Source organism: Sphingomonas chlorellae (assembly GCF_056485145.1).
On the sequence record NZ_JBQXXM010000005.1, the window covers coordinates 213,876 to 239,223 of the forward strand.

At 70.4% G+C, this 25,348-nt stretch carries 25 protein-coding genes; 14 read left to right on the forward strand and 11 right to left on the reverse strand.

Translation table 11 applies throughout. The features are described 5' to 3' along the window. Positions 1-16: 16 nt before the first annotated feature. A complete protein-coding gene (locus ACT3CF_RS14445; RefSeq protein WP_478423906.1) occupies positions 17-1,789 on the reverse strand; it encodes an SLC13 family permease in 1,773 nt (590 codons plus the stop codon). A gap of 87 nt (positions 1,790-1,876) precedes the next feature. Further along, entirely contained in the window at positions 1,877-2,101 is a 225-nt protein-coding gene (locus tag ACT3CF_RS14450) for a hypothetical protein (RefSeq protein ID WP_478423908.1), read from the reverse strand. A 128-nt stretch (positions 2,102-2,229) separates the two neighbouring features. On the opposite strand from ACT3CF_RS14450, the gene ACT3CF_RS14455 reads away from it, so the two are divergent. Next, positions 2,230-2,409 (forward strand): hypothetical protein, encoded by a 180-nt coding sequence (locus ACT3CF_RS14455; protein ID WP_478423910.1) that lies wholly within the window; start codon positions 2,230-2,232, stop codon positions 2,407-2,409. Here ACT3CF_RS14455 and ACT3CF_RS14460 read toward each other — a convergent pair. Next, positions 2,406-3,026 carry a S24 family peptidase gene (locus tag ACT3CF_RS14460; protein ID WP_478423912.1) on the reverse strand — a complete coding sequence of 207 codons (621 nt, stop codon included), beginning with the start codon at positions 3,024-3,026 and terminating at the stop codon, positions 2,406-2,408. The genes ACT3CF_RS14455 and ACT3CF_RS14460 overlap by 4 nt on opposite strands. A 90-nt stretch (positions 3,027-3,116) precedes the next feature. Here ACT3CF_RS14460 and ACT3CF_RS14465 point away from each other — a divergent pair, with 90 nt between their 5' ends. Continuing rightward, positions 3,117-3,299: a hypothetical protein gene (locus ACT3CF_RS14465; RefSeq protein WP_478423914.1), complete on the forward strand. Its 183-nt coding sequence runs from the start codon at positions 3,117-3,119 to the stop codon at positions 3,297-3,299. Continuing rightward, positions 3,296-3,610 carry a hypothetical protein gene (locus ACT3CF_RS14470; RefSeq protein WP_478423916.1) on the forward strand — a complete coding sequence of 105 codons (315 nt, stop codon included), beginning with the start codon at positions 3,296-3,298 and terminating at the stop codon, positions 3,608-3,610. Before ACT3CF_RS14465 ends, ACT3CF_RS14470 begins: the two co-directional genes overlap by 4 nt. 3 nt (positions 3,611-3,613) lie before the next feature. On the opposite strand, the gene ACT3CF_RS14475 is transcribed toward ACT3CF_RS14470, so the two are convergent. Both ACT3CF_RS14475 and ACT3CF_RS14480 read right to left on the reverse strand, forming a co-directional pair. Continuing rightward, a complete protein-coding gene (locus ACT3CF_RS14475) occupies positions 3,614-5,134 on the reverse strand; it encodes a hypothetical protein (RefSeq protein WP_478423918.1) in 1,521 nt (506 codons plus the stop codon). Further along, positions 5,131-6,375 (reverse strand): TIGR04063 family PEP-CTERM/XrtA system glycosyltransferase, encoded by a 1,245-nt coding sequence (locus ACT3CF_RS14480; protein WP_478423920.1) that lies wholly within the window; start codon positions 6,373-6,375, stop codon positions 5,131-5,133. The genes ACT3CF_RS14475 and ACT3CF_RS14480 overlap by 4 nt, the downstream gene beginning before the upstream one ends. Before the next feature lie 92 nt (positions 6,376-6,467). On the opposite strand from ACT3CF_RS14480, the gene ACT3CF_RS14485 reads away from it, so the two are divergent. Continuing rightward, positions 6,468-6,680, forward strand: coding sequence for a hypothetical protein (locus tag ACT3CF_RS14485; RefSeq protein ID WP_478423922.1), 213 nt, complete (start codon positions 6,468-6,470; stop codon positions 6,678-6,680). Then, entirely contained in the window at positions 6,677-7,801 is a 1,125-nt protein-coding gene (locus ACT3CF_RS14490) for an acyltransferase family protein (protein ID WP_478423924.1), read from the forward strand. The genes ACT3CF_RS14485 and ACT3CF_RS14490 overlap by 4 nt, the downstream gene beginning before the upstream one ends. Before the next feature lie 56 nt (positions 7,802-7,857). Here ACT3CF_RS14490 and ACT3CF_RS14495 read toward each other — a convergent pair whose 3' ends face one another. After that, the gene (locus tag ACT3CF_RS14495) at positions 7,858-8,403 is read right to left on the reverse strand and encodes a type 1 glutamine amidotransferase domain-containing protein (RefSeq protein ID WP_478423926.1); all 546 of its coding nucleotides are present in this window, start codon (positions 8,401-8,403) and stop codon (positions 7,858-7,860) included. A gap of 111 nt (positions 8,404-8,514) precedes the next feature. On the opposite strand from ACT3CF_RS14495, the gene ACT3CF_RS14500 reads away from it, so the two are divergent. The 6 genes from ACT3CF_RS14500 (at position 8,515) to ACT3CF_RS14525 (ending at position 13,782) form a co-directional block, all read left to right on the forward strand. Beyond that, positions 8,515-9,567: a DNA topoisomerase IB gene (locus ACT3CF_RS14500; protein WP_478423928.1), complete on the forward strand. Its 1,053-nt coding sequence runs from the start codon at positions 8,515-8,517 to the stop codon at positions 9,565-9,567. Between the two features lie 11 nt (positions 9,568-9,578). Beyond that, on the forward strand, positions 9,579-10,757 hold the full coding sequence (locus tag ACT3CF_RS14505) for a mechanosensitive ion channel family protein (RefSeq protein ID WP_478423930.1): 1,179 nt from the start codon (positions 9,579-9,581) through the stop codon (positions 10,755-10,757). A 238-nt stretch (positions 10,758-10,995) separates the two neighbouring features. Then, positions 10,996-11,451: a MaoC family dehydratase gene (locus ACT3CF_RS14510; protein ID WP_478423931.1), complete on the forward strand. Its 456-nt coding sequence runs from the start codon at positions 10,996-10,998 to the stop codon at positions 11,449-11,451. 51 nt (positions 11,452-11,502) lie between these two features. Beyond that, positions 11,503-12,678, forward strand: a complete 1,176-nt coding sequence (locus ACT3CF_RS14515) for an acetyl-CoA C-acyltransferase (RefSeq protein WP_478423933.1) — start codon at positions 11,503-11,505, stop codon at positions 12,676-12,678. Between the two features lie 156 nt (positions 12,679-12,834). After that, entirely contained in the window at positions 12,835-13,323 is a 489-nt protein-coding gene (locus tag ACT3CF_RS14520) for a pyridoxamine 5'-phosphate oxidase family protein (protein WP_478423935.1), read from the forward strand. Between the two features lie 90 nt (positions 13,324-13,413). Further along, on the forward strand, positions 13,414-13,782 hold the full coding sequence (locus ACT3CF_RS14525; RefSeq protein ID WP_478423937.1) for a YkvA family protein: 369 nt from the start codon (positions 13,414-13,416) through the stop codon (positions 13,780-13,782). A 144-nt stretch (positions 13,783-13,926) separates the two neighbouring features. Here ACT3CF_RS14525 and ACT3CF_RS14530 read toward each other — a convergent pair whose 3' ends face one another. After that, a complete protein-coding gene (locus ACT3CF_RS14530; protein WP_478423939.1) occupies positions 13,927-15,156 on the reverse strand; it encodes a polyhydroxyalkanoate depolymerase in 1,230 nt (409 codons plus the stop codon). A 366-nt stretch (positions 15,157-15,522) separates the two neighbouring features. Between ACT3CF_RS14530 and ACT3CF_RS14535 the strand changes: the two genes are divergently transcribed. Together ACT3CF_RS14535 and ACT3CF_RS14540 are read left to right on the forward strand one after the other, a co-directional pair. Further along, positions 15,523-17,304 carry an ABC transporter transmembrane domain-containing protein gene (locus ACT3CF_RS14535; RefSeq protein ID WP_478423940.1) on the forward strand — a complete coding sequence of 594 codons (1,782 nt, stop codon included), beginning with the start codon at positions 15,523-15,525 and terminating at the stop codon, positions 17,302-17,304. A 98-nt stretch (positions 17,305-17,402) separates the two neighbouring features. Further along, positions 17,403-18,569: a saccharopine dehydrogenase family protein gene (locus ACT3CF_RS14540; RefSeq protein ID WP_478423942.1), complete on the forward strand. Its 1,167-nt coding sequence runs from the start codon at positions 17,403-17,405 to the stop codon at positions 18,567-18,569. 39 nt (positions 18,570-18,608) lie between these two features. On the opposite strand, the gene rnr is transcribed toward ACT3CF_RS14540, so the two are convergent. Then, entirely contained in the window at positions 18,609-20,879 is a 2,271-nt protein-coding gene (gene rnr, locus ACT3CF_RS14545; RefSeq protein WP_478423944.1) for a ribonuclease R, read from the reverse strand. A 170-nt stretch (positions 20,880-21,049) separates the two neighbouring features. Here rnr and ACT3CF_RS14550 point away from each other — a divergent pair, with 170 nt between their 5' ends. Continuing rightward, positions 21,050-22,669, forward strand: coding sequence for a S10 family peptidase (locus ACT3CF_RS14550; protein WP_478423946.1), 1,620 nt, complete (start codon positions 21,050-21,052; stop codon positions 22,667-22,669). A 70-nt stretch (positions 22,670-22,739) separates the two neighbouring features. Here the strand turns inward: ACT3CF_RS14550 and ACT3CF_RS14555 are convergent, their stop codons facing one another. From ACT3CF_RS14555 to ACT3CF_RS14565, 3 genes are all read right to left on the reverse strand, one after another. Further along, positions 22,740-23,339, reverse strand: a complete 600-nt coding sequence (locus ACT3CF_RS14555; RefSeq protein WP_478423948.1) for a TIGR02466 family protein — start codon at positions 23,337-23,339, stop codon at positions 22,740-22,742. Between the two features lie 161 nt (positions 23,340-23,500). Next, complete coding sequence (locus ACT3CF_RS14560) at positions 23,501-23,755, reverse strand: hypothetical protein (RefSeq protein WP_478423950.1); 255 nt, start codon at positions 23,753-23,755, stop codon at positions 23,501-23,503. Positions 23,756-23,792: 37 nt separating this feature from the next. Continuing rightward, positions 23,793-25,325: an aminoacyl--tRNA ligase-related protein gene (locus ACT3CF_RS14565; RefSeq protein ID WP_478423951.1), complete on the reverse strand. Its 1,533-nt coding sequence runs from the start codon at positions 25,323-25,325 to the stop codon at positions 23,793-23,795. Positions 25,326-25,348 lie beyond the last annotated feature (23 nt).

Below are 25,348 nucleotides of genomic sequence, written 5' to 3' on the forward strand. Positions count from 1 at the left end.
CGGGCGCGCGCGCCGATCAATGCACCGGCCATACCCATAGGATCAGCGGCGTGCCGAGCACCAGCACCAACAGCGACAGCGGCGCGCCGAGCCGGGCATAGTCGCCGAAGCGATAGCCGCCCGGCCCCATCACCAGCGTGTTGCACTGATGCCCGATCGGCGTGAGGAAATCGCACCCCGCGCCCACCGCGGTCGCCATCAGGAACGCTTCGGGCCGATAGCCGAGCGTGCTGGCGAAGGTGGCGGCGATCGGCGCCATCACGAGCACGGTGGCGGCGTTGTTGAGGAAGGGCGTCACCGCCATCGCCGCGGCGAGGATCAGCGCGACCGCCCCCCAGGGCGGCAGCGTCGCCGCGAAGTGCGACAGCCAGTCGCCGATGAGCATGCTGGCGCCCGTCGTGCGCAGCGAATCGCTGACCGGGATGAGCGCGCCGAGCATCACCAGGATCGGCCATTCGATGTGCCGATACGCCTCGCGCACCGGCAGCGCGCCGGTGAGCACCACCACCCCGGCGGCGGCGAAGAAGGCAACCGCGACGGGCACCCAGCCGAACGCGGTGGCGATCATCGCCGCGGCGAGCACGACGAGCGGGAGCAGCCCCTTGCGCGCGCTGCCGAGGCGCAGCTCGCGCTGGGCGAGCGGCAGGCAGCCGAGATCGCCGAGCCGTTCGAACAGCGTGTCGAGCGGCCCCTGGAGCACGATGACGTCGCCCGCGCGCAGTTCGATCTCGCCCAGCCGCCGGGCGAGGCGTTCGCCCTGGCGCGACACCGCGATCAGGTTGACGCCGAAGCGTTCGTGGAGACCGAGCCGCCCGGCGGACAACCCGATCATCAGGCTGTCGGTGCCGATCACCGCCTCGATCACGCCGGTTTCGCCCTGTTCCTGGTCGCGTTGCGAGCGTTCCTCGCCCTCGAGCGTCAGCCCGTCGCTGGCGATGACGCGTTCGAGGCTGTCGGGCGCGCCGGCGAGGATGAGCACGTCCTCGGGCTTGAGCACCGTGTCGGGAAAGGGCGTGCTGCGGATGCCCGCGCGCAGGATCGCCGAGACGGTGATTTCATGGTCGTGGCGCGTGCGGAAGCCGGCGACGGTTTCGTCGATCGCGGGCGAGCCGGCGGGAATCGCGGCCTCGGTGACGTAATCCTCGATGTCGAGCGCCTCGCCGAGCGTGGGCGCGGCGCGGCGTTCGCGCGGGAGCAGCCGATAGGCGAGCGGCAGGAACACCAGCCCCATCAGCGTGAGCCCCAGCCCGACCGGCGCATAATCGAACATGCCGAAGGGCCGGCCGGTCATTTCCTCGCGCACGCGGCTGACGATGATGTTGGGCGAGGTGCCGATCAGCGTCATCAGCCCGCCGAGCAGCGAGGCGAACGACATCGGCATCAGCAGCGCCGAGGGCGAGCGGCCGGCGCGGCGCGCGGTCTGGATCGCGACCGGGATGAGCATGGCGAGCGCGCCGATATTCTTGACCAGCGCCGAGGCGAAGCCGACGCTGGCCGAGAGCAGCAGCACCTGCGCCCGCTCGCCGCGGATGCGCCGCTGAAGCCCCTGCATCACGCGTTCGATCAGCCCCGAGCGCTGGACCGCCGCCGACAGCACCAGCGCCGAGGCGACGATGATGACGATATCGTCCGAAAAGCCGCTGAAGGCATCGGCAGGCTTGACGATGCCGGTGGCGAGCGCGGCGAGCAGCGCGACCACCGCGACCATGTCGTAGCGCAGCCGCCCCCAGACGAAGAGCAGCATCATGCCGGCAAGCACGCCGACGGACAGCATTTGGGGAAGCGTCATCAAACCTCGAACCGATCATCGCCAGGCGCAGCGCGTAACGCGCCATCGGGCGGAACGGGTCCGTGACGATCCGGCGGCGGCGTCCGGTCAGTGGACGGTGGCGTCGTCGGCAGGGCGGCCCATCAGCGCGATCATCCGTTCGATCTGGCGCCAGCGGCAGAAATGAAGGTGGTTGCCGAGATCGCGGCTGCGTTCGGCGCGCGCGGCGGCGACCGCGGCGGCGCCGGGGCCGAATTCGCGGACGAGCGCGAGCGCGTCGGCAGCCTCGGCACGGTCGGCGAGGAAGGGCAGGCTGTCGGGCGAGGCGGGCATGACCCGGGGCTATGCCAGCGCGGCGTTGCCAAATCACCCAACGAGCAGCGTGAACGCGCGTCAACCATGCCCGCGCGGCGGCGCGGCAGGTGCTGGCGCGGCGCGGGCGGGCGTGGCAGGAAGCGGGCATGACCGGACCCAATTCCCGCACGCCGCAGGCCGGCGGCTTCCTGATCGCCGTCGGAGTGCTGATCGGCGTGTTCGTCGGCGCGAGCAAGGGGCAGGCGTCGATCGGCTTTCTGGCCGGGCTGGGCGCGGGCGTGGTGCTGGCGCTGATCGTCTGGCTGATCGACCGGGCGCGCCGCTAGACGAGCGCGCGGCCGAGCCAGACCACCTGCCCCACCACGACGACGCGCGCGGGGGCGACGCAGCGCGGCGGATAGGCGGGGTTGTCGCTGACGACCTCGATCCCGCCGACGGCGCGGCGCAGGCGCTTGACCATCAGCTCGCCGTCGAGGCGCAGCACGAACACGCCCGCGCCGGGCGCGGTGCGGTCATGGTCGACCAGGATCTCGTCGCCGTCGTGGAGCAGCGGCTCCATCGAATCGCCCGCGACGCGGATGATCGACGCCGCCGCCGGGCGGACGCCGAGCAGGCGGAGCAGCGATTCGGACAGGAGATGCGGCGCGGCGGCGCGATCCTGGACGACGCGCCCCGGCCCCGCCGAGGCATCGACGTCGAGGCGGGCGACCGCGACCAGCCCCTCCCCCCGCCCCCCCGGGCCGCCGAGTACCGATTCGGGGATGTCGAGATAGCGCGCGAGGCGGCCGCGATCGGCCTCGGTCAGCACGCGCGGGGTGCCGCGGTGCAGAAACTGCTGAAGATAGGCCGGGTTACGGCCGAGCACGCGCGAGAGGCGCGCGAGGCTGATGCCCCGTTGCTCGACAAGCGCGGCGAGCGCGGCGCGTTGGGCGTCGGGTTCCATGACCGCACCCTAGCCATAGGATTTTTCCTAGACAAGTAGGATTTGGAGAACAAAACAGGATCATATCACGCGACTCAACGGAGAGGGACGATGTCGGTGCATCGCGAGGTCGAGAAATTCCTGCGCCGGACGGCGATGCCGCCGACGCGCTTCGGACGGCTGGCGGCGGGCGATCCGCGACTGGTCGCCGACCTGCGCAACGGACGCGAGCTGCGCGCGCGGACCGCGGCGCGGCTGCGCGCCTTCATGGCCGAGCAGGAGGCGGCGCGATGAGCCGCGGCCCCGATGCGGCGACGCAGCTCGCGCGGGCGCTGTGCGCGGGTGCCGCGGCGGCAGGCGCCGCGGTGCGCGTGACGGCGACGACGAGCCGCGCCTGGGCGAGCGCGACGTTCGAGGGCGCGCGGCACCGATTCGTGCTGGAGGGCACGGCGGCGGCGGCGCTCGACGACTGGCTGGCGGGGCTGCCCGAGGCCGAGTTCAGGCTGTGGCGGACGCTGGTCGCCGACGTGGCGGTGACGGCGCGGGCACAGGCGGGCGACGTCGCGACCGCGACGGTGGAGGTGCTGACCGTCGACGAGGCGTAAGGCTCAGGCGCTGCGCGCGAGGTGGCGGAGGACCGAGAGCGTCTGTTCGAGCCCCTGGGCGGCGGGCGTCGCCGCGGCGGCAGGGGCCGCCGGGGCCGGACGCGCGGCGCGGCGGCGGGCGCCCTGTTCGAGCCGGTCGAGCAGCGCGTGGATCGGAACCGGCGCGGTGGGTGCCGGCGCGGGTTGCGGCGCCTCGACCACCGGCGCGGCGATGGGTGCGGGCGCGGCGGGCGGGAGCGGATCGGCGCGGGCGTCGCGCGGGGGATGGCCCGGACCGGGGATCGGGCGGACCGGCCGCACGGGACGGACCGGCCGCACCGGCCGCACCGGCGGCAGCACCGGGCCGATCGGCGGCAGCGGCTCGATTGCGCGGAGGGGTTCGGGCGCCGGTTCGGCAGCGGCCGGACGATCGGGTTCAGGCGCGGGCGCCGGATCGGGCGCGCGATGATGGAGCGCCGGCAGCGGCGCGGGCGCGGCACGCGGGTGTTCGGGAATCGCGGCAGGATCGAACGCCGAAAGCGGCTGATCGAGATCGTCGGGAAGCGCCAGCTCGACCGGCGGCGCAAGCGGGAGCGGATCGGCGGCACGCGCCGACAGGCCGCGCGGCGCGAGCGGCAACGGCGCATCCTCCCCCGCCGCATCGTCGTCGAGCATGGGCATGCGCAGCGAGATCGGCATCGGCGCGGGATCGGCGGGCGCGGCGAAAGGCCGTGCTGCGGCGAAGGATTCGGGAATCGGCGATGGGGCGATCGGCGACGCGGGGACGAGCGGTTCGGGGACGAGCGGTTCGGGCGCAGGCCGGTCGAGGGCGGCGGGCGCCGCGTCGAGCGCGTCGAACAACGGTTCGGGCAGCACTTCCGCCAGCGCTTCGGGGCGCGTTTCGGCGGCGGCAAGCGGCGCGGGCTGCGGTTCGGCATGGCCGATTTCGAGCACGGGCGCAGGATGCCAGTCGAACGCGTCGGCGCCGGGCGCGACGACCGGATCGGGATCGACGCGGAACCGGTCGAGCGGCAACGGATCGGCATCGGCCGCGCGTTCGGAGTCGGGGTCGGATTGCGGATCGGGCGTGATCGCGGCGTCGATGATCGGCGGAATCGGCCAGCGGCGGCGCAGCGGGGCGCGCGTTTCGCCATCCCCTTCGCCAAAGGGCATGCCGAGATCGCGCGTCGCGAGCAGCGGCGGGCGCGGCGGCGCGTCGGGATGCGCATCGGCGCGGCGCACCGAAGGCGGCGCCACGCCGTCGGGAAGGATGATCGCCGCCGAAACGCGGCGGATCGCGGGACGCGACGGGCCGAGCACGACGCGCACGAGCGCCCAGACGAGCACGAAGGCGAACGCCCCCCCTGCCCCCGCGACCAGGGCGCGCGCGGTGAGCCCGAGCGGCGGTTCGGCCTGGGGCAGCACGGCGGGAAGCCCGCTGGCCATCACCAGCGATTCGAAAAGGCCGCCCGGCAGGGCAAAGGCGGCAAGTGCCGCCACCAGCCCGGCCGTTCCGGCCGCCATGGGTGCGATCGGCAGTTTCATACGCTCACCGTCGGCGTCGCGACTCCAGATTCCATCGACGCGGGCGATTGTGCGAGATTTTGGTAAACAGATTGATAGCGCGCGACGTTGACCGCCCAGTTGCGTTCGCGCTCGACAAAGGCGCGCGCCGCCTCGCGCCGGGCGGGCCAGTCGGCACGGGCGGCGAACAGCGCCGCGACCGCATCGGCGAGCGCGGCGGGATCGTCGGGCGCGAACAGCGTGCCGGTGACGCCGTCTTCGACCAGCTCGCGATGACCGCCGACGTCGGAGGCGGCGACGAGCCGCTGTTGCGCCATCGCCTCGAGCGGCTTGAGCGGCGTGACGAGATCGGTGAGCCGCATCCGCTTGCGCGGGTAAACGAGCACGTCGACGAGGCTGTAATAATGCTCGACCGCGTCGTGCGGCACGCGGCCGGCGAAATGGATGCGCGCGGCCGCGGGCGATGCCGCCGCCAGCGCGCGCAACGCCGGCTCGGCCGGGCCGCCGCCGACGAGGAGCAGGTGCATCGCCGGGCGCGCGGCGAGCAGCCGCGGCATCGCCGCGATCAGCACGTCGAGCCCCTCATAATCATAGAAGCTGCCGATGAAGCCGATCACCTCGGCCGCGTCGAGGCCCAGCCGCGCGGCGAGCGCGGCGTCGCGCGGCGCGGGCGTGCCGAACAGGTTGAGATCGACGCCGTTGGGCGAGACGAACAGCTTGCCGGGCGCGATGCCGCGCGCGACCAGATCGCCGCGCAGCCCCTCGCAGATCACCGCGACGGCATCGGCACGGCGCACCGCACGCGTTTCGAGCGCGCGCGTCAGCCGGTATTTGAAGCTGCCCTCGCGCCCCGTGCCGTTGCCGACCGCCGCATCCTCCCAGAAGGCGCGGATTTCGTAAACGAGCGGCAACCCCATGCGGCGCGCGACGCGCCCGGCGGCGATCGCGTCGAGCACGGGCGAATGGGCGTGGAGAATGTCGGGCCGGAACGCCTCGACCACCTGCGCGATGCGACCTTCGAAGCGGCGCACCTCGCGCCATTCGCGCAGCAGCGGCAGCCCGCCGGGCGCAAGCGGCGGCGTGCGGAAGAAGTCGAGCCCGTCGACCTGTTCGAACGGCGCCGGCGCAGTCCCGTGGCGCGGCCCGGTAACGGCGGCGACCGTCCAGCCGCGCGCGATCTGCGCCTTGAGGATCGCGCGGGTGCGGAAGGTATAGCCGCTGTGGAGCGGCAGGCCATGATCCAGGACGTGCAGGATGCGCATGACGCGCTGCCCTGCCACGCCAGCCCTTAACGCGCCGTCAACTGCGCCGCGCCTAGAGCCCCGGACGGCAGCAAGGAGGCGCCGCGCGGGCCATGATCGACAATCTATCGCTGGGGCTGACGCACCTTTTGATGCTGCTCGCCGCGCTGATCCTGCTGCGCCGCCCCGAACTGGATGTCGAGCCGCGCGCGGGCAGCACGCCCGACCCGCGCGACGGCGACGGCGACGGCGCGACCACCGCCGACCGTGCCGGGGACGGCGCCGCGCCGCGACCCGCGCGCTGGGGCCGCAGCCGCCGCCGGTGAGCAGCCCCGAGCCCCCCGCCGCGCCGTCCCGCCCCGCCGCGCCGCCGCCCGAGACGCGCCGCGCGGTGCCTGAGTTGCGCGCGCTCACCGGCGCGCGGGGGATCGCGGCCTGGCTGGTGGTGCTGTTCCACCTGCGCCTGTCGATCGCCGGGCTGCCCGGCTGGGCGGGCGCAGTGCTGGCCAAGGGGTATCTGGCGGTCGACTTCTTTTTCCTGCTTTCGGGCTTCGTGCTGTGGCTCAACTATGCGCCGCGGCTGCGCGCGGGCGGGGTCGCGGCGGTGCCGGACTTCCTGCGCCGCCGGATCGCGCGGATCTGGCCGCTGCACCTGTTCATCCTGGCGGGCGCGCTGGCGCTGGCGCTGATGCTGCGCGCGACCGGACGCGCGACCCCGCAATTCCCGCTGGCCGAGCTGCCGCTGCACATCCTGCTGGTGCAGAACTGGGGCTTCACGCGCGCGCTGGCGTGGAACGACCCGGCCTGGTCGATCTCGTGCGAGTTCGCGGCCTATCTGCTGTTCCCGGCGATCGCGATGGCGGTCGACTGGCGACGCCTGCCGATCGCGGCGCGGCTGGCGGTGCTGGCGGCGATGTTCGCCGCGCTCGACGCGATCCTGACCCGCGCGGGGGCGGCGACGCTGGGCGACGACATTCCGCGGTTGGGGCTGGTACGATGCCTGATCGAGTTCGCGGCGGGCGGCGTGGTCGCGACGATATGGGCCGAGCGGCGCGGACGGCGCGGCACCGCGATCGCGGCGGCGGCGCTGGCGCTGGCGCTGGCCGGCGCGTGGATCGGCGGCGCAGTGCGCGAGACGCTGGCGGTGCCCGCCGCGTTCGCCGCGCTGCTGCTCGCGCTGGCGATCGACGCCGAACGGCCGGGCAACGCGCTGGGAAGCCGGGTGCCGCACGCGCTGGGCGAGGCGAGCTATGCCACCTATCTGGCGCATTACCTGTTGTGGTTCGCGTTCAAGCTGGTGCTGGTCGACGCCAGCCATCAGGTCGGCCCGGCGAAGCTGGCGCTGTATCTGGCGCTGGTGCTGGCGAGTTCGTTCCTGCTCTATCGGCTGGTCGAGCGGCCCGCCCAGGCGTGGATCAACGCGCGCGGGAGGCACGGGCGGCGATAGCCGGGACGCGGGCGGCCGCCCCCGCCCCGGCGGCCGCGCCGGTCAGGCCGTGGCGGTCAGGCCGTGGCGGGGACGAGCGCGTCGATCACCGCGCGGTTGAAATCGGGAATGTCGTCGGGCTTGCGGCTGGTGATGAGGTTGCCGTCGACCACGACAGGTTCGTCGACGACGCTGGCGCCGGCATTGGCGAGATCGGTGCGGACCGACGGCCAGCCGGTGACGCGGCGGCCGTCGACGACATCGGCCTCGACCAGCAGCCAGGGCGCGTGACAGATCGCGGCGACGAGCTTGTCGTCCTCCATGAACTCGGCGACGATTTCGACCGCGCGGTCGTTCATGCGCAGCTTGTCGGGATTGGCGACGCCGCCGGGAAGCACGAGTGCGTCGAAATCGGCGGTGTCGACGGTGTCGACGGTGGTATCCGGGGTGATGCTGTCGCCCTTTTCGCCCTGGCGCTCTCCGGTGATCGGATCGGTGCCCAGCGACGCGAGCGTCACCTGGGCGCCCGCGTCGAGCAGCGCGCGGCGGGGTTCGAACAGTTCGGACTGTTCGAAGCCGTCGGTCGCCAGCATCAGTACGCGAACGGATTGAAGCTCGGCCATCATCGTCTCCTGTGAAACCGGGAAATGCGGGGCATCAAGGGCCGGCGCGGGCGCGGGTTCCGGAACGAAGCGACGGCCCGCGCATTCCCCACGCCACGACGAAGGAGCCCCATGCCCGCCCCCGTGCCCGCCGCCGCCGCGGCCCATCCCGATTGTCCGCAGCTCGTCTATGCCGACGACCATGAACCCGGCATCACGCGCCGGCGCGTGCGGCACGGCTGGGGCTATTGGGATGCCGAGGGGCGGCGGATCACCGACCGCGACGCGATCGAGCGGCTGAACCGCATCGGCCTGCCCCCCGCCTATCACGATGCCTGGTTCTGTCCCGATCCCAACGGCCATATCCAGGCGACGGGTTTCGACGAGAAAGGGCGCAAGCAATATCGTTACCACCCCGATTTCCGCGCGGCGCAGGAAGCGGCCAAATATGACCGTTGCGGCGCGTTCGGCGCGGCGCTGCCCGGCTTGCGGCGGCAGGTCGAGGCCGATCTGGCGCGGCGCGGGCTGACGCGCGAACGCGCGGTGGCGGCGGTGGTGCGGCTGCTCGACCTGGGGCGCATCCGCGTCGGCAACGAGGCCTATGCCCAGGCCAATCGCAGTTTCGGCGCGACGACGCTGCGCACGCGCCATGCCGAGGTGAAGGGGCAGAAGCTGCGGCTCGCCTTTCGCGCCAAGTCGGGCAAGACGCGCATGATGACGATCACCGACGCGACGCTGAGCCGGTTCGTGCGACGGTGCCAGGACCTGCCCGGGCAGCACCTGTTCCAGTGGCTCGATGCCGAGGGCGTCGCGCATCCGGTGAGCTCGACCGACGTCAACGCCTATATCCGCGCGGCGATGGGCGACGATTTCACCGCCAAGCATTTCCGCACCTGGGGCGCGAGCGTGATCGCGTTCGAGACGATCGCGTGCGCCGCGGCGCCGGTGGGGCTGAAGGCGGTGCTGGCGCCGGTGACCGACGCGCTGGGCAACACGCCCGCGATCGCGCGCAAATCCTATGTCCACCCGCGGCTGATCGAACTGGCGCGCGACCCGGCCGCGCAGACGGCGTTCCGCGAACGGTTGCGCCTGCCGCGCACGACCCGCTACCTCAACCGTTACGAGCGCGGGCTGATCGCCTTTCTGGCCGAAGGCGACGGCACCGCGATGATGCAGGCAGCCTGAACGCGAGACGCATGAGCAACAATACCGCCACCCCCATCCTGCCCCCGCCCCAGGTGCTGAAGGCCCAGACGACGACGCTGGCCGAGGACGCCATGACGTGGATCGGCACCAACTGGCTGAACATCCTGATCGCCGCCGGAGTCGCCGCGGCGATCATCGTCGCGCTGCACGCGCTGCGCGCCTGGGCGCTGAAGCTGTGCCGGCGCGGCGACGGCATCGCGAGCTGGTACACGATCCTGGGCCGGACGGCGGCGCGGACGGGCAATTTCTTCATCGTCATGGTCGCGCTGCAACTGGTGTCGGGCTATGCCGGGCCGCCGCTGGTAGTGGCGACGACGATCCGGTTCCTGTTCACGATCGCGGCGGTGTTCCAGGCCGCGATCTGGATCCGCGAGGTCATTTTCGGGCTGATCGAGAACCGCGCCAGCTCGCAATCGGCCGCCTATGAGGGGCTGGCGAGCGCGCTGGGGATCGTCCGCCTGCTGATCAGCATCGCGCTGTTCTCGATCGCGGTGGTCGTGGTGCTGAGCAACCTGGGCGTCAACGTGACCGGGCTGGTCGCCGGTCTGGGCGTCGGCGGCATCGCGATCGGTCTGGCCGCGCAGGGCATTTTCGGCGACCTGCTGGCGGCGCTGGCGATCATCTTCGACCGGCCGTTCCGCGTGGGGCAGAACATCGCCTATGACCAGACGACGGGCACGGTCGAGGCGATCGGACTGAAATCGACGCGCGTGCGATCGTTCAACGGCGAGCTGCGCGTGATCTCGAACCGCCAGCTGCTCGACAAGGAACTCCAGAACATCACCGACCGGACGCACATCCGGTTCAGCTTCATGCTGGGCGTCGCGTATGAGACGCCGCCCGACACGCTCGACCGGATCCCGGCGATGCTGCGCGAGATCGTCGAGGCGAACGGCGCGACGGCGCCGCGCGCGGGGTTCAGCGCGTTCGGCGCGAGCACGCTCGATTACGAGCTGATCGTCGAGGTGCCGGGCAGCGACTGGGGCGTCGCGCATCCGACGCGCGACCGCATCGCGACGGCGATCCTGCGCCGCTTTGCCGAGGCGGGCATCAGCTTCGCCTATCCCACCCAGACGAGCTATACCGCCGCGCCCGACGGCAAGCTGGTGCTGCCCTATCCCGAGGTGCAGCCGGTGATGCGCGTCGACCGCGAGCCGGGCGAACGGTGACAGGGCGCTGATTCGAGCCGGGGGCGGATGCGGCGCCGCCGCCCCCGGCCCCGGCGCACGGCCCGTTTCGAACATCGGGTTCGCGGCGGAGCGCGCGAAACGCACATTTTTTCGGGCGCGGACGCTACGTCGCGCAACATCTTCCAATCCACGGTCTCTCGGGGGGCTTGCAGCGCACCCCCGCCCGCCCCTACACAGGGGCAAAGGCCCGGAACGGGCCGTGGGGATGAGGGCCGGCGTGGAAGCGATCAGCGTGCAGCAATGGGCCGATCAGGTCGGTTCGGAGCGCGTATCCGACTGGGTGGAAGTGACCCAGACGATGATCGACCGCTTTGCCGAGGCGACCGGCGACCACCAGTTCATCCATGTCGACCCCGCGCGCGCCGCGGCGACGCCGTTCGGCGGGACGATCGCGCACGGTTTCCTGTCGCTGTCGCTGATGCCGATGCTGGGCGCACGCAGCGGGATGCCGCCGATCGCGGGCGCGCGGATGGGCGTCAATTATGGCGGCAACCGCGTCCGTTTCGTCACGCCGGTGCGTTCGGGCAGCCGCGTGCGCGGCCGCTTTCGCCTGTTGTCGTTCACCGAGCGCCAGCCCGGCGTGTGGGAACAGGTGCAGGAATATGTGCTCGAGATCGAGGGCGAGGCGAAGCCCGCCGTGATCGCCGAGTGGATTTCGCTGATCTACGTCTGAGGAATGTCGGCGCGCGGCGGTGCCGCGGCCAAGCAAGGAAGAGGAACCAACATGCGATCCGCAGTCATCGTTTCCACCGCCCGCACCCCGATCGGCCGCGCCTATCGCGGCGCGTTCAACGCGGTGCCGGGGCCGACGCTGGGCGCGCACGCGATCAAGGCGGCGGTCGAGCGCGCCGGGCTGGACCCCGCCGAGATCGACGACGTCGTGTTCGGATCGGCGCTCCAGCAGGGCACGCAGGCGCCCAACATCGCACGGCTGGCGCTGCTGCGCGCCGGGCTGCCCGTCGGCGTGGCCGGCATGTCGATCGACCGCCAGTGCGCGTCGGGCCTGATGGCGATCGCGACCGCCGCCAAGCAGATCATCACCGACAACATGGACATCACGATCGGCGGCGGGCTTGAATCGATCAGCACCGTCCAGACCCCGGCGATGCGCGTCGAGCCCGACCGCGAGCTGATCGCGATGCACAACGACACCTATATGCCGATGCTGCAGACCGCCGAGGTCGTCGCCGCACGCTATGGCATCGGCCGCGACCGCACCGATGCCTATGCGCTCCAGTCGCAGCAGCGCACCGCCGCCGCGCAGGCCGCGGGCGCATTCGACGACGAGATCGTGCCGGTGACGGCGGTGATGAACGTCGTCAACAAGGAAACCAAGGAAGTTTCCCAGAAGGAAGTCACGCTGACCAAGGACGAGGGCAACCGGCCCGAGACCACGCTGGAAGGCCTGCAGTCGCTGCAGCCGGTGGTGCCGAACGGCACGATCACCGCGGGCAACGCCAGCCAGCTTTCGGACGGGTCGGCGGCGTGCGTGCTGATGGAGGAAAGCGTCGCGGCGAAGCGCGGGCTGACCCCGCTCGGCCGTTATGTCGGCATGGCGGTGGCGGGCACCAAGCCCGACGAGATGGGCATCGGCCCCGTCTATGCCATCCCCAAGCTGCTCGAGCGCTTCAACCTGAAGATGGACGATATCGGCCTGTGGGAGCTGAATGAGGCGTTCGCGGTGCAGGTGCTGTACTGCCAGGACAAGCTGGGCATCCCCAACGAGCTGCTCAACGTGAGCGGCGGCGCGATCTCGATCGGCCACCCCTATGGCATGTCGGGCGCGCGCATGACCGGCCACGCGCTGATCGAAGGCAAGCGTCGCGGCGCCAAATATGTCGTCGTGACGATGTGCATCGGCGGCGGCATGGGCGCGGCGGGGCTGTTCGAAGTCCTGTAAGCCGACACCCGACACCGGCCCGTCCCGCCCCCCCTTCCGGCGGGGCGGGCGGGCCGGATGTCCCGATTGCCATACCCGCGGGCGTCACCCGCCCCGGATATTGTTCGGCCACGCTTCGTTGTTTGCGGCGATACCGCGAAACGAGAGGAGCAACCGATGGCCGATATCGCCGAACTCAAGCAGCATCTGTGGAAGAAGCTGGCCGACAGCCCGTTCGTGATGGCGGGGCTGAACGACGGCAAGCACAGCATCCCGCTGACCGCGCAGCTCGACGACGACCAGGTCGACACGCTGTTTTTCTTTATCGGCAAGGACAATCGCATGGCCCGCGGCGGCGATGCGATGATCCAGTTCGTGTCGAAGGGGCACGACTATTTCGCCTGCCTGGCGGGCCGGGCGCAGGTCGACAACGACTTCGCGATGATCGACAAGCTGTGGAACAAGCAGGTTGAGGCCTGGTTTCCGGGCGGCAAGGACGATCCCAACCTGGCGCTGCTGCGCTTCGACATCGACAGCGCCGAGCTGTGGGAGACCGACATGTCGGTTTCGGGCGCGATCAAGATGCTGTTCGGCGGCCGCATCCGCGCCGACGAGGAGGGCAGCCACGCACGCGTCGACACCACCGCCGAGGCGCGCTCGCACTGACGCCCCGCCCCCGTTCCGACGACCGTCCCCGGCCGCGCGCCGGGGCGGACGCGGATTGACTTTGCGAGGCGCGGCGGGCGATGCCGGGCCATGGGTCCATCGCTCGCACACCGTATCCGCATCGAGGCGCACGCCGTCTGGCTGGCAGTGCGCGACCCGCGCACGCCGCTGGCCGCACGGCTGCTGGGACTTGCCGTCGCCGCCTATGCGCTGTCGCCGATCGACCTGATCCCCGATTTCATCCCCGTGCTGGGGCTGCTCGACGACGCGCTGATCGTGCCGCTGGGCGTATGGCTGTTCCGGCGAATGGTGCCGGCGGCGCTGTATGACCAGTATCGCGCCGAGGCCGAGACCGCCGCCGAGCGCCCGACGAGCTGGGCGGGCGCGGTGATCGTGCTGGCGCTATGGGCGCTCGCCGCCTGGGCGATCTGGGACGTGGCGCGATGGGCCTATGACTGAGCGCCGATGACTGGGCGCCGATGACTGGGCGCCGGTGACTGGGCGCCGATGACTGGGCGCCGATGACTGATTGCCCATGACGGGCCGATCGCGGCGCGGGACGGCGACGAGGCGCCGCCCCTGCCCCGGGTCCGGGATCGCCGGTCAGCCGTGCGTGGCGATCCACTGTTCGAGCACCGGCGCGATGCGCGTGCGCCATTTCGAACCGTTGAAGATGCCGTAATGGCCGACGCCCGCGGCCATGTGATATTGCTTGTGCGTTTCCGGCAGCCGCGTGGCGAGCGTCAGCGCGGCGCGCGTCTGGCCCAGCCCCGAAATGTCGTCGCGTTCGCCCTCGACCGCGAGCAGCGCCACGTCGGTGATCGCCGACGGATCGACGCGGCGGCCGCGATGGAACATCTCGCCGCGCGGCAGCGAATGGTTCTGGAACACGGTGTCGATCGTCTGGAGGTAGAATTCGGCGGTCATGTCGCACACCGCGCGATATTCGTCGTAGAAGCGCATCGTCGCCTCGGCGCTTTCATCATCGCCCTGGACGAGATGCTTGAACATCTCCCAGTGGCTGATCATGTGGTTGCCGAGGTTCATCGTCATGAAGCCCGCGAGCTGGAGGAAGCCCGGATAGACGCGGCGCCCGGCACCCGGATAGAGCGCGGGGACGCTGGTGATGACATTCTGTTCGAACCAGGCGTGCGGGCGTTCGGTCGCCAGCGTGTTGACCGCGGTGGGCGCCTCGCGCGTGTCGATCGGGCCGCCCATCATCGTCAGCGTGTGCGGCCGGTTGGGGTGCGCATCGGCGCTCATCAACGCGACCGCGGCATAGCAGGGCACCGACGGCTGGCAGACGGCGAGCACATGCGCGCGCGGATCGCCCTCGGCCCCGATCGCGGCGAGGAAGTCGACGAGATAGTCGACATAATCGTCCAGGTCGAAGCGCCCGTCGGCGAGCGGCACGCATTTCGCGTCGCGCCAGTCGGTGATGTAGACATCGGCGACCGGCAGCATGCGTTCGACGGTGCCGCGCAGCAGCGTGGCATAGTGGCCCGACATCGGCGCCACGACGAGCAGCTTCGGCCCGCCCTCGACGCCGTCGCGGACGAAACGCTTGAGCTGGCCGAACGGCTTGCGCAGCACGATCTCCTCGCGCACCGCCACGGTGCGGCCGTCGATCACGGTCTGATCGAGCCCGAAGGCCGGCTTGCCGCGCGGCGCGGCGGCATGGGCGAACACCTCGAGCGCCGACGCCAGCACCGGCCCGCCGCCGAAATAGGCGAAGGGATTGGCCGGGTTGTTGAGCAGCCCCGCGCCGAAATTGGCGAGCGCGCTTGCCCCCGCCAGCATCGAACGCTGAATCTCATAGGCGTTGTAAAGCATGTGATTCCTTCCACCACCGCGCCCGCGCGGGGCGGCGTCGACCATAGATCTTTATAGACCGGGGCACCGGCCCCCGGCGGGGGCAGAACCGATCCTTTACACGCGCGCATCCTCATGACGCAACGTTAACACCCTGTTGGCGTTCCCATCCGGGCCGACCGCAGCCGGAGGGTGCCGCAACGGAAAACCCCCGCGATGCCAGCTTTGCCAGCACGCCCAAGGGCCTGCGCGCCGTCCTTGTGACAACGCCCGCCAACGCGGCCGCCCGATCGGCGACGCGCGATGGACGGGCGGGACGCGCCGCGACTCGCCGCACACATGCACTCGGCAGTTTCCCCGGCGTCGCATTCGCGCTAGGCCGCAGCCATGGCCGAACCCGACACGACCACGCCGCAGCCCAAGCGCAAGCTCAGCAACCTGCTCGTCGTGTGGAGCTTCACACGCCGCTATCCGGTGCAGATCGCGGTCGCGCTCGTCGCGCTGACCGCATCGTCGCTTGCGACGCTGTGGATCCCGCGCACGTTCAAGCAGATCGTCGACAACGGCTTTCGCGCCGGCGCCGACACGAGCGAGATCAGCGTCTATTTCGAAGGGCTGCTGGGCGTCGTGCTGGCGCTGGCGATCGCGACCGCGGTGCGGTTCTTCTTCGTGTCGTGGCTGGGCGAGCGGACCGTCGCCGACATCCGCATCGCCGTCCACCGCAACCTGTTGCGGCTGCCGCCCAAATGGTTCGAGGAGAACCGCCCGTCCGAGATCGCGTCGCGGCTGACGTCGGACACGGCGATCGTCGAGCAGGTGGTCGGGTCGACCGTGTCGATGGCGCTGCGCAACCTGCTGACCGGCGTGGGCGGGATCATCTATCTGTTCACGCTGGCGCCGGCGATCGCGGCCTATCTGATCGTCGGCATCCCGGTGGTGGTGCTGCCGATCGTGTGGCTGGGCGGGCGCGTGCGCGCATTGTCGCGATCGAGCCAGGACCGCATCGCCGACATCGGCGCGATCGCGTCGGAAACGCTGGGGGCGATGCGGATCGTCCAGGCGTTCGGCCAGGAAAAGCGCGAGGCGGCGCGGTTCGAGGGCGCGGTCGGGCGCAGCTTTCAGGCGGCGCAGCGCCGGTTCGGGCTGCGCGCGGTGATGACCGCACTGGTGATCGGGCTGTTGTTCACGGCGATCACGCTGATCATGTGGGACGCGGTTTCGGGCGTCGCGGCGGGGCGGATCAGCGGCGGCGCGATCACCGCCTTCGTCATCACCGCGGGCCTTGTCACGGGGTCGTTCGGCGCGCTGACCGAGGTTTATGGCGACCTGTTGCGCGCGTCGGGCGCGGCGAGCCGGCTGGCCGAGCTGTTGCAGCAGGAGCCCGACATCGCGCCGCCCGCGAACCCGGTGCCGTTGCCGGTCCCGGCCGAAGGCGCGATCGCGTTCGACCAGGTGACGTTCCGTTACCCGACGCGCCCCGAGGTTTCGGCGCTCAAGGACTTCTCGCTCTATGTCGCGCCGGGCGAGACGGTGGCCGTGGTCGGCCCGTCGGGCGCGGGCAAGTCGACGCTGTTCCAGCTTCTCCAGCGCTTTTACGATCCCGAGGCGGGCGAACTGCGCATCGACGGCGTGCCGATCCGCGACGCCGACCCCGCCGATGTGCGCGCCCGCATGGCGATGGTGCCGCAGGAAACGGTGATCTTCGGCGCATCGGCGCGCGACAACCTGCGTTACGGCGCGTGGGACGCGAGCGACGACGCGATCTGGCAGGCCGCCGAGGCGGCCAATGCCGCCGATTTCCTGCGCGAGCTGCCGCAGGGGCTCGATACCTTTCTGGGCGAAGGCGGCGCGCGGCTTTCGGGCGGGCAGCGCCAGCGGATCGCGATCGCGCGCGCGCTGCTGCGCGATGCGCCGATCCTGTTGCTCGACGAGGCGACGAGCGCGCTCGACGCCGAGAGCGAGCGGCTGGTGCAGGACGCGCTCGAGCGGCTGATGCAGGGGCGCACCACGCTGGTGATCGCACACCGGCTGGCGACGGTGCGCGCGGCGGGGCGGATCATCGTGATGGACGAGGGCCGCATCGTCGAGACGGGCACGCACGCCGAGCTGGTCGCGAGCGGCGGCCTCTATGCCCGGCTGGCGGCGTTGCAGTTCAACGACATCGGCTGAACGCGCCCGCCCCTTCGCCCGTGCTGGCGGCGGCGCGAAACGCCCGCTAGGCTGCACCGCGACGGCCAGGAGGCCGCATGCGATGGAGGGGATGAACGATGGCCGATTTCGATGTGATCGTTTACGGCGCGACCGGATTCACCGGCAAGCTGGTCGCCGAATATCTGGTGGCGCACGCCAGGGAGACGCCGATCCGCTGGGCGATGGCGGGACGGTCGCGCACCAAGCTGGAGGCGGTGCGCGACGAGATCGGCGCGCCGGCCGACACGCCGCTGTTCACCGCCAATGCCGACGACCCCGCCGCGCTGCGCGAGCTGGCGGCGCGGACCGCGGTGGTGCTGACGACGGTGGGGCCGTACCAGCTTTACGGCGAGCCGCTGCTGGCGGCATGCGTCGAGACGGGCACCGGCTATGTCGACCTGTGCGGCGAACCCGCCTGGATGCGCCAGATGATCGACCGATACGAGGCGCGCGCGAAGGAGACGGGCGCGCGGATCGTGTTTTCGTGCGGGTTCGATTCGATCCCGTTCGACCTGGGCGTGTGGAGCGTCGAGCAGGAGGCGATCCGCCGGTTCGGCCGCCCCGCGCCGCGCGTCAAGGGCCGCATCCGTTCGATGAAGGGTACCTTTTCGGGCGGCACCTTTGCCAGCGCGCGGGCGACGATGGCGGCGGCGGCACGCGAGCCGGGCATCGCCAAGCTGATGATCGACCCGTTCGCGCTGACCCCCGGCTTTCACGGTCCCGCCCAGCCCAACGGCATGATCCCGCACCATGACGCGGCGATCGACGCCTGGGTCGCGCCGTTCGTGATGGCGGTCATCAACACCAAGAATGTCCACCGCACCAACTTCCTGTCGGGGCACGGCTGGGGCACCGACTTCACCTATGACGAGATGATGGTCGCCCCGGGGATCGGCGAGCTGGGCAAGGCGGCGGCCGAGGCGCTTGCCAAGCTCAACCCGATGGGCGGCGACAAGGGCCCGGCGCCGGGCGAAGGACCGAGCAAGGAAGAGCGCGAGAACGGCCATTACGAAGTGGCGTTCATCGCCGAGATGCCCGACGGCGCGCACGTCACCGCATCGGTGCACGGCGACAAGGATCCGGGCTATGGCTCGACCAGCCGGATGATCGCGCAGGCGGCGCTGTGCCTGGCCCATGACGTCGGGCCGGGCGGCGGCATCTGGACGCCCGGCGCGCTGATGGCCGAGCCGCTGCGCCGCCGGCTGGAAGCGCATGCCGGGCTGCGCTTCACGATCGAGGACTGATCGCGCCCGACGCGGACGAACCGGCGGGGGCGGTGCGCGTCAGCGCCGCCCCTGATGCCGGATATTGCCGGGCCGGCCGCGCCGCTTGAGCACGCGCGGCGGCCCGCCCTTGCGCCGCCCCGCCCCGCTGTTGCTGCCGGGGCCGCCCGCCGAGCCCTTGCCGTCGGGCAGTTCGAAGCGCAGCGCGCCCGAGACCGGATTGGCCTCGGCCAGCCGCAGCGCGAGCCGCTGGCCGAGCGTGAACGCCTCGCCGCTATGTTCGCCGACGAGCCGCTGGCCCGCCTCGTCATAATGGAAATATTCGGCGCCGAGATCGCGCGCGGGCACCAGCCCGTCGCCGCCGATCCCCTCGATCGTGGCGAAGAAGCCGAAGCTCTGGACCCCGGTGATCCGCGCCTCCATCACCTCGCCGACATGCTGGGCGAGATAGGCGGCAACATAACGGTCGACCGTCTCGCGTTCGGCCTCCATCGCGCGGCGTTCGAGGTCGCTGATGTGCTGGCCGACGCGATCCATGTTCGCCGCATCCTCGTCCGACAGGCCGCCCGGGCCGAGCCGGTAGGCGCTGACGAGCGCGCGATGGACGATCAGATCGGCATAGCGGCGGATCGGCGAGGTGAAATGGGCATAGGAGCCGAGCGCCAGCCCGAAATGGCCGGCATTCTGCGGCCCATAATAGGCCTGGGTCTGGGTGCGCAGCGTCTGTTCCATCACCTGCGGCCGGAAATCGGCCTCCCCCACCCGCTCGAGGATGCGGTTGAAGGTGGCGGGACGGATCACCTGGCCGAGCGCGAAGTCGATGCCGAAGGTCTTGAGATAGTCCTTGAGCGCGACGAGCTTCTCGCGCGCGGGCGGCTCGTGAATGCGGTACATGACGGGCGCCTTCTTCGCCTCGAGCGCCTTGGCGGCGGCGACGTTGGCGGCGATCATGTAATCCTCGATCAGCTTGTGCGCGTCGAGCCGTTCGCGCGGGGCGACCGAAAGGATGCGGCCCATCTCGTCGAGGACGATGCGGCGCTCGGGCAGGTCGAGATCGAGCGGTTCGCGCCGCTCGCGATCGGCATAGAGCGCCCGCCAGCAGTCCCAGAGCGGTACCAGCGCCGATTCGACCAGCGCCGGATCCCAGCCGCTTTCCGGCAGCGCGGCGCGCGCGGCATGCGCGTCGATCGCGGCCTGTGCCTCCTCATAGGCGATGTTGGCGGCAAGCCGGACGACCGCGCGCGTGAAGCGCCAGCCCTTGAGCGCCCCGTTCTTGCCCACCTGAAGATGGCAGACGAGCGCGGCGCGATCGACGCCGTGCTTGAGCGAGCACATTTCGGCCGACAGCACCTCGGGCAGCATCGGCACGACGCGATCGGGGAAATAGACCGAATTGCCGCGCCGCCGCGCCTCGCGGTCGAGCAGCGAGCCCGGACGGACATAGAAGCTGACATCGGCGATCGCGACGATCGCCTTCCACCCGCCGGCGTTGGCGGGATCGTCGTCGGGCGCGGCCCAGACGGCGTCGTCATGGTCGCGCGCGTCGGCGGGGTCGATCGCGACGATCGGCAGGTGGCGCAGATCCTCGCGATCGCCGAGCGGCTGATCGGCGATGCGCGTCGCCTCTTCGAGCAATTCCTCGGAAAAGACGTTGGGGATACCGTGGCGGTGGATCGCGATCAGCGAGAAGCTGCGCGGGGCGAAGGGATCGCCGAGCCGTTCGACGACCTTTGCCGTGACGCGCGGCGGGCGGCCGGTCTTTTCGGCAAGGACGAGGTCGCCCGGTTCGGCGCCGCCGGCATCGGAGACCGGGAAGTCGCGCCGTTCCTTCTTTTCGACGCCCTGGAGCCACAGCCGCCCGGCCTCTTCGCGCAGTACGCCGAGCATCAGCGCCTCGCCGCGCTGAAGCTTCTTCATCGGATGCGCGATCCAGCCATTGCCCGCCTCTTCGGTGCGGGCAAGGATGCGGTCGCCGGGGCCGAGCGCACTGCGCTTGCCGCGTTCGCGCACGCGGATGCGCGGCACGGGCACGCCCTCTGCCTCCCAGCGTTCGGGAACCGCCCAGACGGTGTCGCCGTCGGCATCGGTGACGCGCAGCACCGTCACCTTGGGCAGCCCGCCCATGCGGTGGAACGCGCGGCCGGGGGCGATGTCGATCAGCCCCTCGTCGGTCATGTCCTTGAGCAGCGCCTTGAGCGCGATCTTTTCCTGCCCGCCGAGGCCGAAGGCACGCGCGATCTCGCGCTTGCCCGCCGGGGTATCCGAGGACGTGATGAAATCGAGGATCTGTTGCCGCGTGGGCATCCCCGGCTGGTGCTTTGGTCTTGCCATCTGGGTTCTTCACATAGGGATTGCGAGCGCCGGGGCCAAATGCTTCCGCATCGCCGCGCCGGCGCACGCCCTGCCGCCGCCTTTCCGCCCGGCGCACCGTCTTGCCGGTTGTGTTGCCCGACGCGCTCTGCAAGGTTCGCCGCCTCAGACACAAAAGGGGTTGTTTCGCAATGCGACACACGATCGCCCTGTGCCTGCTCCTCGCCGTTGCCGCCCCGGCGGCTGCGCAGGACAAGGGCAAGGACGCCGCCGCGGCCCGGGGGGGCCAGGATCACAAGGAGCAGATGAAGGCCGAGGCCGAAGCCGCGTGGGTGCGCCCGCCGGTGGAGGAAGCGCAGGCGGTGAGCCACGGCGCGGTGACGGTGAACGGCGAGCGCATCGCCTATACCGCGACCGCGGGCACGCTGACGATCCGCGACGACGACGCCAAGCCGACCGCATCCTATTTCTACACCGCCTATACGCGCGACGGCACGGCGCCCGGCGCGCGGCCGGTGACGTTCTTCTACAATGGCGGGCCGGGGTCGCCGACGATCTGGCTGCACATGGGCAGCTTTGCCCCGGTGCGCGTCACGACCGCCAATCCCGAATATATCCGCCCGGCCCCCTATGGCTTCGGTCCCAACCCCCATTCGCTGATCGACAAGAGCGACCTGGTGTTCATCGACGCGGTGGGCGCGGGCTGGTCGCGGCCGCTGGGCGAAAAGACGGGCAAGGATTTCTGGGGCGTCGACCAGGATGCCGACGGCTTTGCCCGCGCGATCATGCGCTATACGAGCAAGTTCGGGCGCTGGTCGTCGCCCAAGTTCCTGTTCGGCGAAAGCTATGGCACGCTGCGCAACCCGGTGGTGGCGGCCAAGCTGGAACAGGCGGGTTTCAGCCTGAACGGGATGGTGCAGTTTTCGACCATCCTCAACTATGGCGTGCGCCAGTCGGGCTATGACCAGAACTATCTGACGCTGTTCCCGACGATGGCGGCGACCGCATGGTATCACAACCGGCTGGCGAACCGCCCGGCCGACCTGCGCAGCTTCATCAACGAGGTCCGTGCCTTCACCACCGGCCCCTATGCCGCGGCGCTGGCCAAGGGATCGACCATCTCTGCAGAGGAAAAGCAGGCGATCGCGCGCAAGATGGCCGAATATACCGGCATCAGCGAAGCCTTCATCCTGCGCGCCGACCTGCGCCTGACGCTGTCGCATTTCCAGACCGAGCTGTTGCGCGACCGGCGGCTGGCGGTGGGACGGCTCGATTCGCGCTACCTGCTCAACATGACCGACGCCAATGCCGACAGCCCCAGCGACGACCCGGCATCGACCGCGGTTTCGGGCGCGTTCGTCGCGACGTTCCAGGACTATGCGACCAAGACGCTGGGGTTCAAGACCGACATGCCGTATCGCATGACCGCGCGCGGGCCGGGCTGGAGCTGGGACTGGAAGCACAATCCTCCCGGTGACGAGGGATCGCAGCTCGCGCCGAACAGCGCGGCCGACCTGGCCTATACGATGCGCACCAACCCGTACATGAAGGTGCTGTTCATCAACGGCTATTATGATTTCGCGACGCCGTTCTTCGGCACCGAATTCGACGTCAGCCACATGCTGCTCGACCCGCAGCTCCAGAAGAATGTCCGCTTCACCTATTACGAGGCGGGCCACATGGTCTACATGAACCCCGACGCGCTGGCGCAGATACACCGCGACCTCGACGGCTGGTATGACGAGGCGCTTGCCGCCGCGGCATCGAGCCGCCCACCCGCACGGCCGGGGACGCGCGGCACCGCCAACTGAGCCGATACGGCGTGACGAAAGGGGGCGGACCGGCGACCGGCCGGGCCGCCCCTTTTTCATGCCGTTGCGATCACCAGCGATAGTTGAAGCTGACGCTGATCCGCTTTTCCCTGCCCGCGCCGGGGGGCACCTCGTGCCGCAGCCAGCTTTCCCAGAGCAGGATCGTGCCGGGTTCGGGCAGCACCTCGATAAAGGGCTGAAGCGATTCGGGCGCGTCGGGGCGGCGCGTGGGCGCGGCCATCATCATCGCGAGCCGCGGATCCTCGAGCTTGAGCCCGCGCGACCCCGGCGGCAGCGCGACATAGACGGTGCCCGAGACGACGCTATGCGGATGGATGTGCGAGCCGTGCCCGCCCTTGCCGTCGAGCACGTTGACCCACAGGCTGTCGAGCTTGAGCTTGCGCCCGCCGAGATCGAAGCCGCACGCCTCGGCGAACCTGGCGACATGGCGGTCGAGCAGCCGCTTGAGGTCGGCAAAGGCCGGATCGCGGATCGGCAGATCGTCGAGCGAGGCATAGCTGGTATAGCCGCGATAATGGTTTTCGCGGCACCAGCGCCGGCCGGCGGTGTCGTCCTCGGCCAGTTGCAGGCACGACGCCTCGAGATCGGCGATCAGGGCGTCGTCGCCCAGCGGCTGCTGATAGAGCAGAGTCGAGAATAAGGTGCGCACGGCGGCGCTATCGCGATATTGCGGCGTCGGGGCAAGCCGGGGGCATCCCGCCTTTACAAGCCGAGCACGTCGAGAGCGCGCGCGACCCCGTCTTCGGCACGAATCGCTGCCCGCCCGCCGCGCCCCTTCCACGATCGCGGAATCGTGCAACAGCGCGCCGATCACCCCCGCAGCCCGTTCTGCCGTGTAGCGGCGCTGGCCTGACAGGATCCGCCCTCGGCATAGACCGCCACGCTTCCCAGCGTGAACACCAGCGGCGGCGGTCCGGCCTTCAGAAAGGCCTCCCGTTCGTCGGAAAGCCCCTGCCCCGCAACGCCGCCATCGTAGAAGAGGAAGCCGTCTGGACGAAGCCGGCAGGCACGATGCTGGACATCCGCCGCGTTCCGCGACGGCCCCTCCACCATGTGCTGGCGCACATGGTCCCCCTCCCCTGCTGTGCAGGGGAGGAAGTGGTTAGTAGGCGCGCGCGACCAGAATACGTTCGACCGCCGGCTTGCCGGTGAACAGGCAGGTGCCCTCGGCCGGCGCGGCGCCGGCGGGGACGTTGCGGAAGGTGAGCTTGAGCGCCTTGAGCCGTTCGACCACCGCGTCGAGCTCGGCACCGGTCGGCTTGGCCCAGTTCACCTCGGCCCAGCCGGGGAACTTCACCGAATCGGCGAACATCGCGGCGAGCGTGTCGAAATCGGTGACGTCGCGGCGAATATTGGCCTCGAGCCGGTCGCGCGCCTGGAGGTAGAGCGACTGCTGGACGCTTTCGAGCATCGCCGCCGCTTCGAGCACGAAATCGGCGCGCGGCATGACCTGGCTGTCGAGCTTGCCGTCCGCGCGGTAGAGCGAGTCGCGGCGGATCACCGAGACGTTGCCGCCAGCGACGTCGCGCCCGCCGACCTCGATCACGAGCGGCGCGCCCTTCTTGACCCAGCCCCAGCGCTTGGTCGCGGCCTTGGCGGGCTTGAGGTCGAGCAGCGCGCGCACCGGCTCGCCGAGCGCCGACAGCCGCGCCAGCTCGGCCTGGAGCGACTTGCAGTAATCGACGATCGCCGCGTCCTCGGGCTGGTCGCGCAGCATCGGCACGATCACGATCTGCCACGGCGCCACCATCGGCGGCACGCGCAGGCCGTCATCGTCGCCGTGGACCATGATGAGGCCGCCGATCATGCGGGTGGAGACGCCCCAGCTCGTCGTCTGCGCCAGCTCGAACTGGCCTTCGCTGTTCTGGAACTTGATGTCCTGCGCCGAGGAGAAAGTGGTGCCGAGGATGTGCGAGGTGCCGGCCTGCAGCGCCTTGCCGTCCTGCATCATCGCCTCGATCGAGAAGGTCGAGACGGCGCCCGGAAAGCGCTCATTCTCCGGCTTCTCGCCCGCGACCACCGGCATCGCCAGGCAATCCTCGGCGAAGCTGCGATAGACTTCGAGCATCTTGAGGGTTTCTTCGTGCGCCTCCTCGACCGTGGCGTGGGCGGTATGCCCTTCCTGCCACAGGAACTCGGCGGTGCGCAGGAACATGCGGGTGCGCATTTCCCAGCGGACGACGTTCGCCCACTGGTTGATCAGCACCGGCAGGTCGCGCCAGCTCTGCACCCAGCGCGACATCGCCGCGCCGATCACCGTCTCCGAGGTCGGGCGGACGACGAGCGGCTCTTCGAGCTTCGCCTCGGGATCGGGCACCAGCCGGCCGTCCTTCTGGACGAGGCGGTGATGCGTGACGACCGCCATTTCCTTGGCGAAGCCGTCGACATGCTCGGCTTCCTTCTCGAAATAGGAAAGCGGGATGAACAGCGGGAAATAGCAATTCTCGTGCCCCGTCGCCTTGATACGATCGTCGAGCAGGCGCTGGATGCGCTCCCAGATGCCATAGCCCCAGGGCCGGATGACCATGCAGCCGCGCACGCCCGAATCCTCGGCCATGTCGGCTTCGCTGATGACGGTCTGGTACCATTGCGCGAAATCGCCGTCGCGCGTGACGGAAAGGGCGTGCTTGATCATGCCGTCGCGATAGCGGCTGGCGC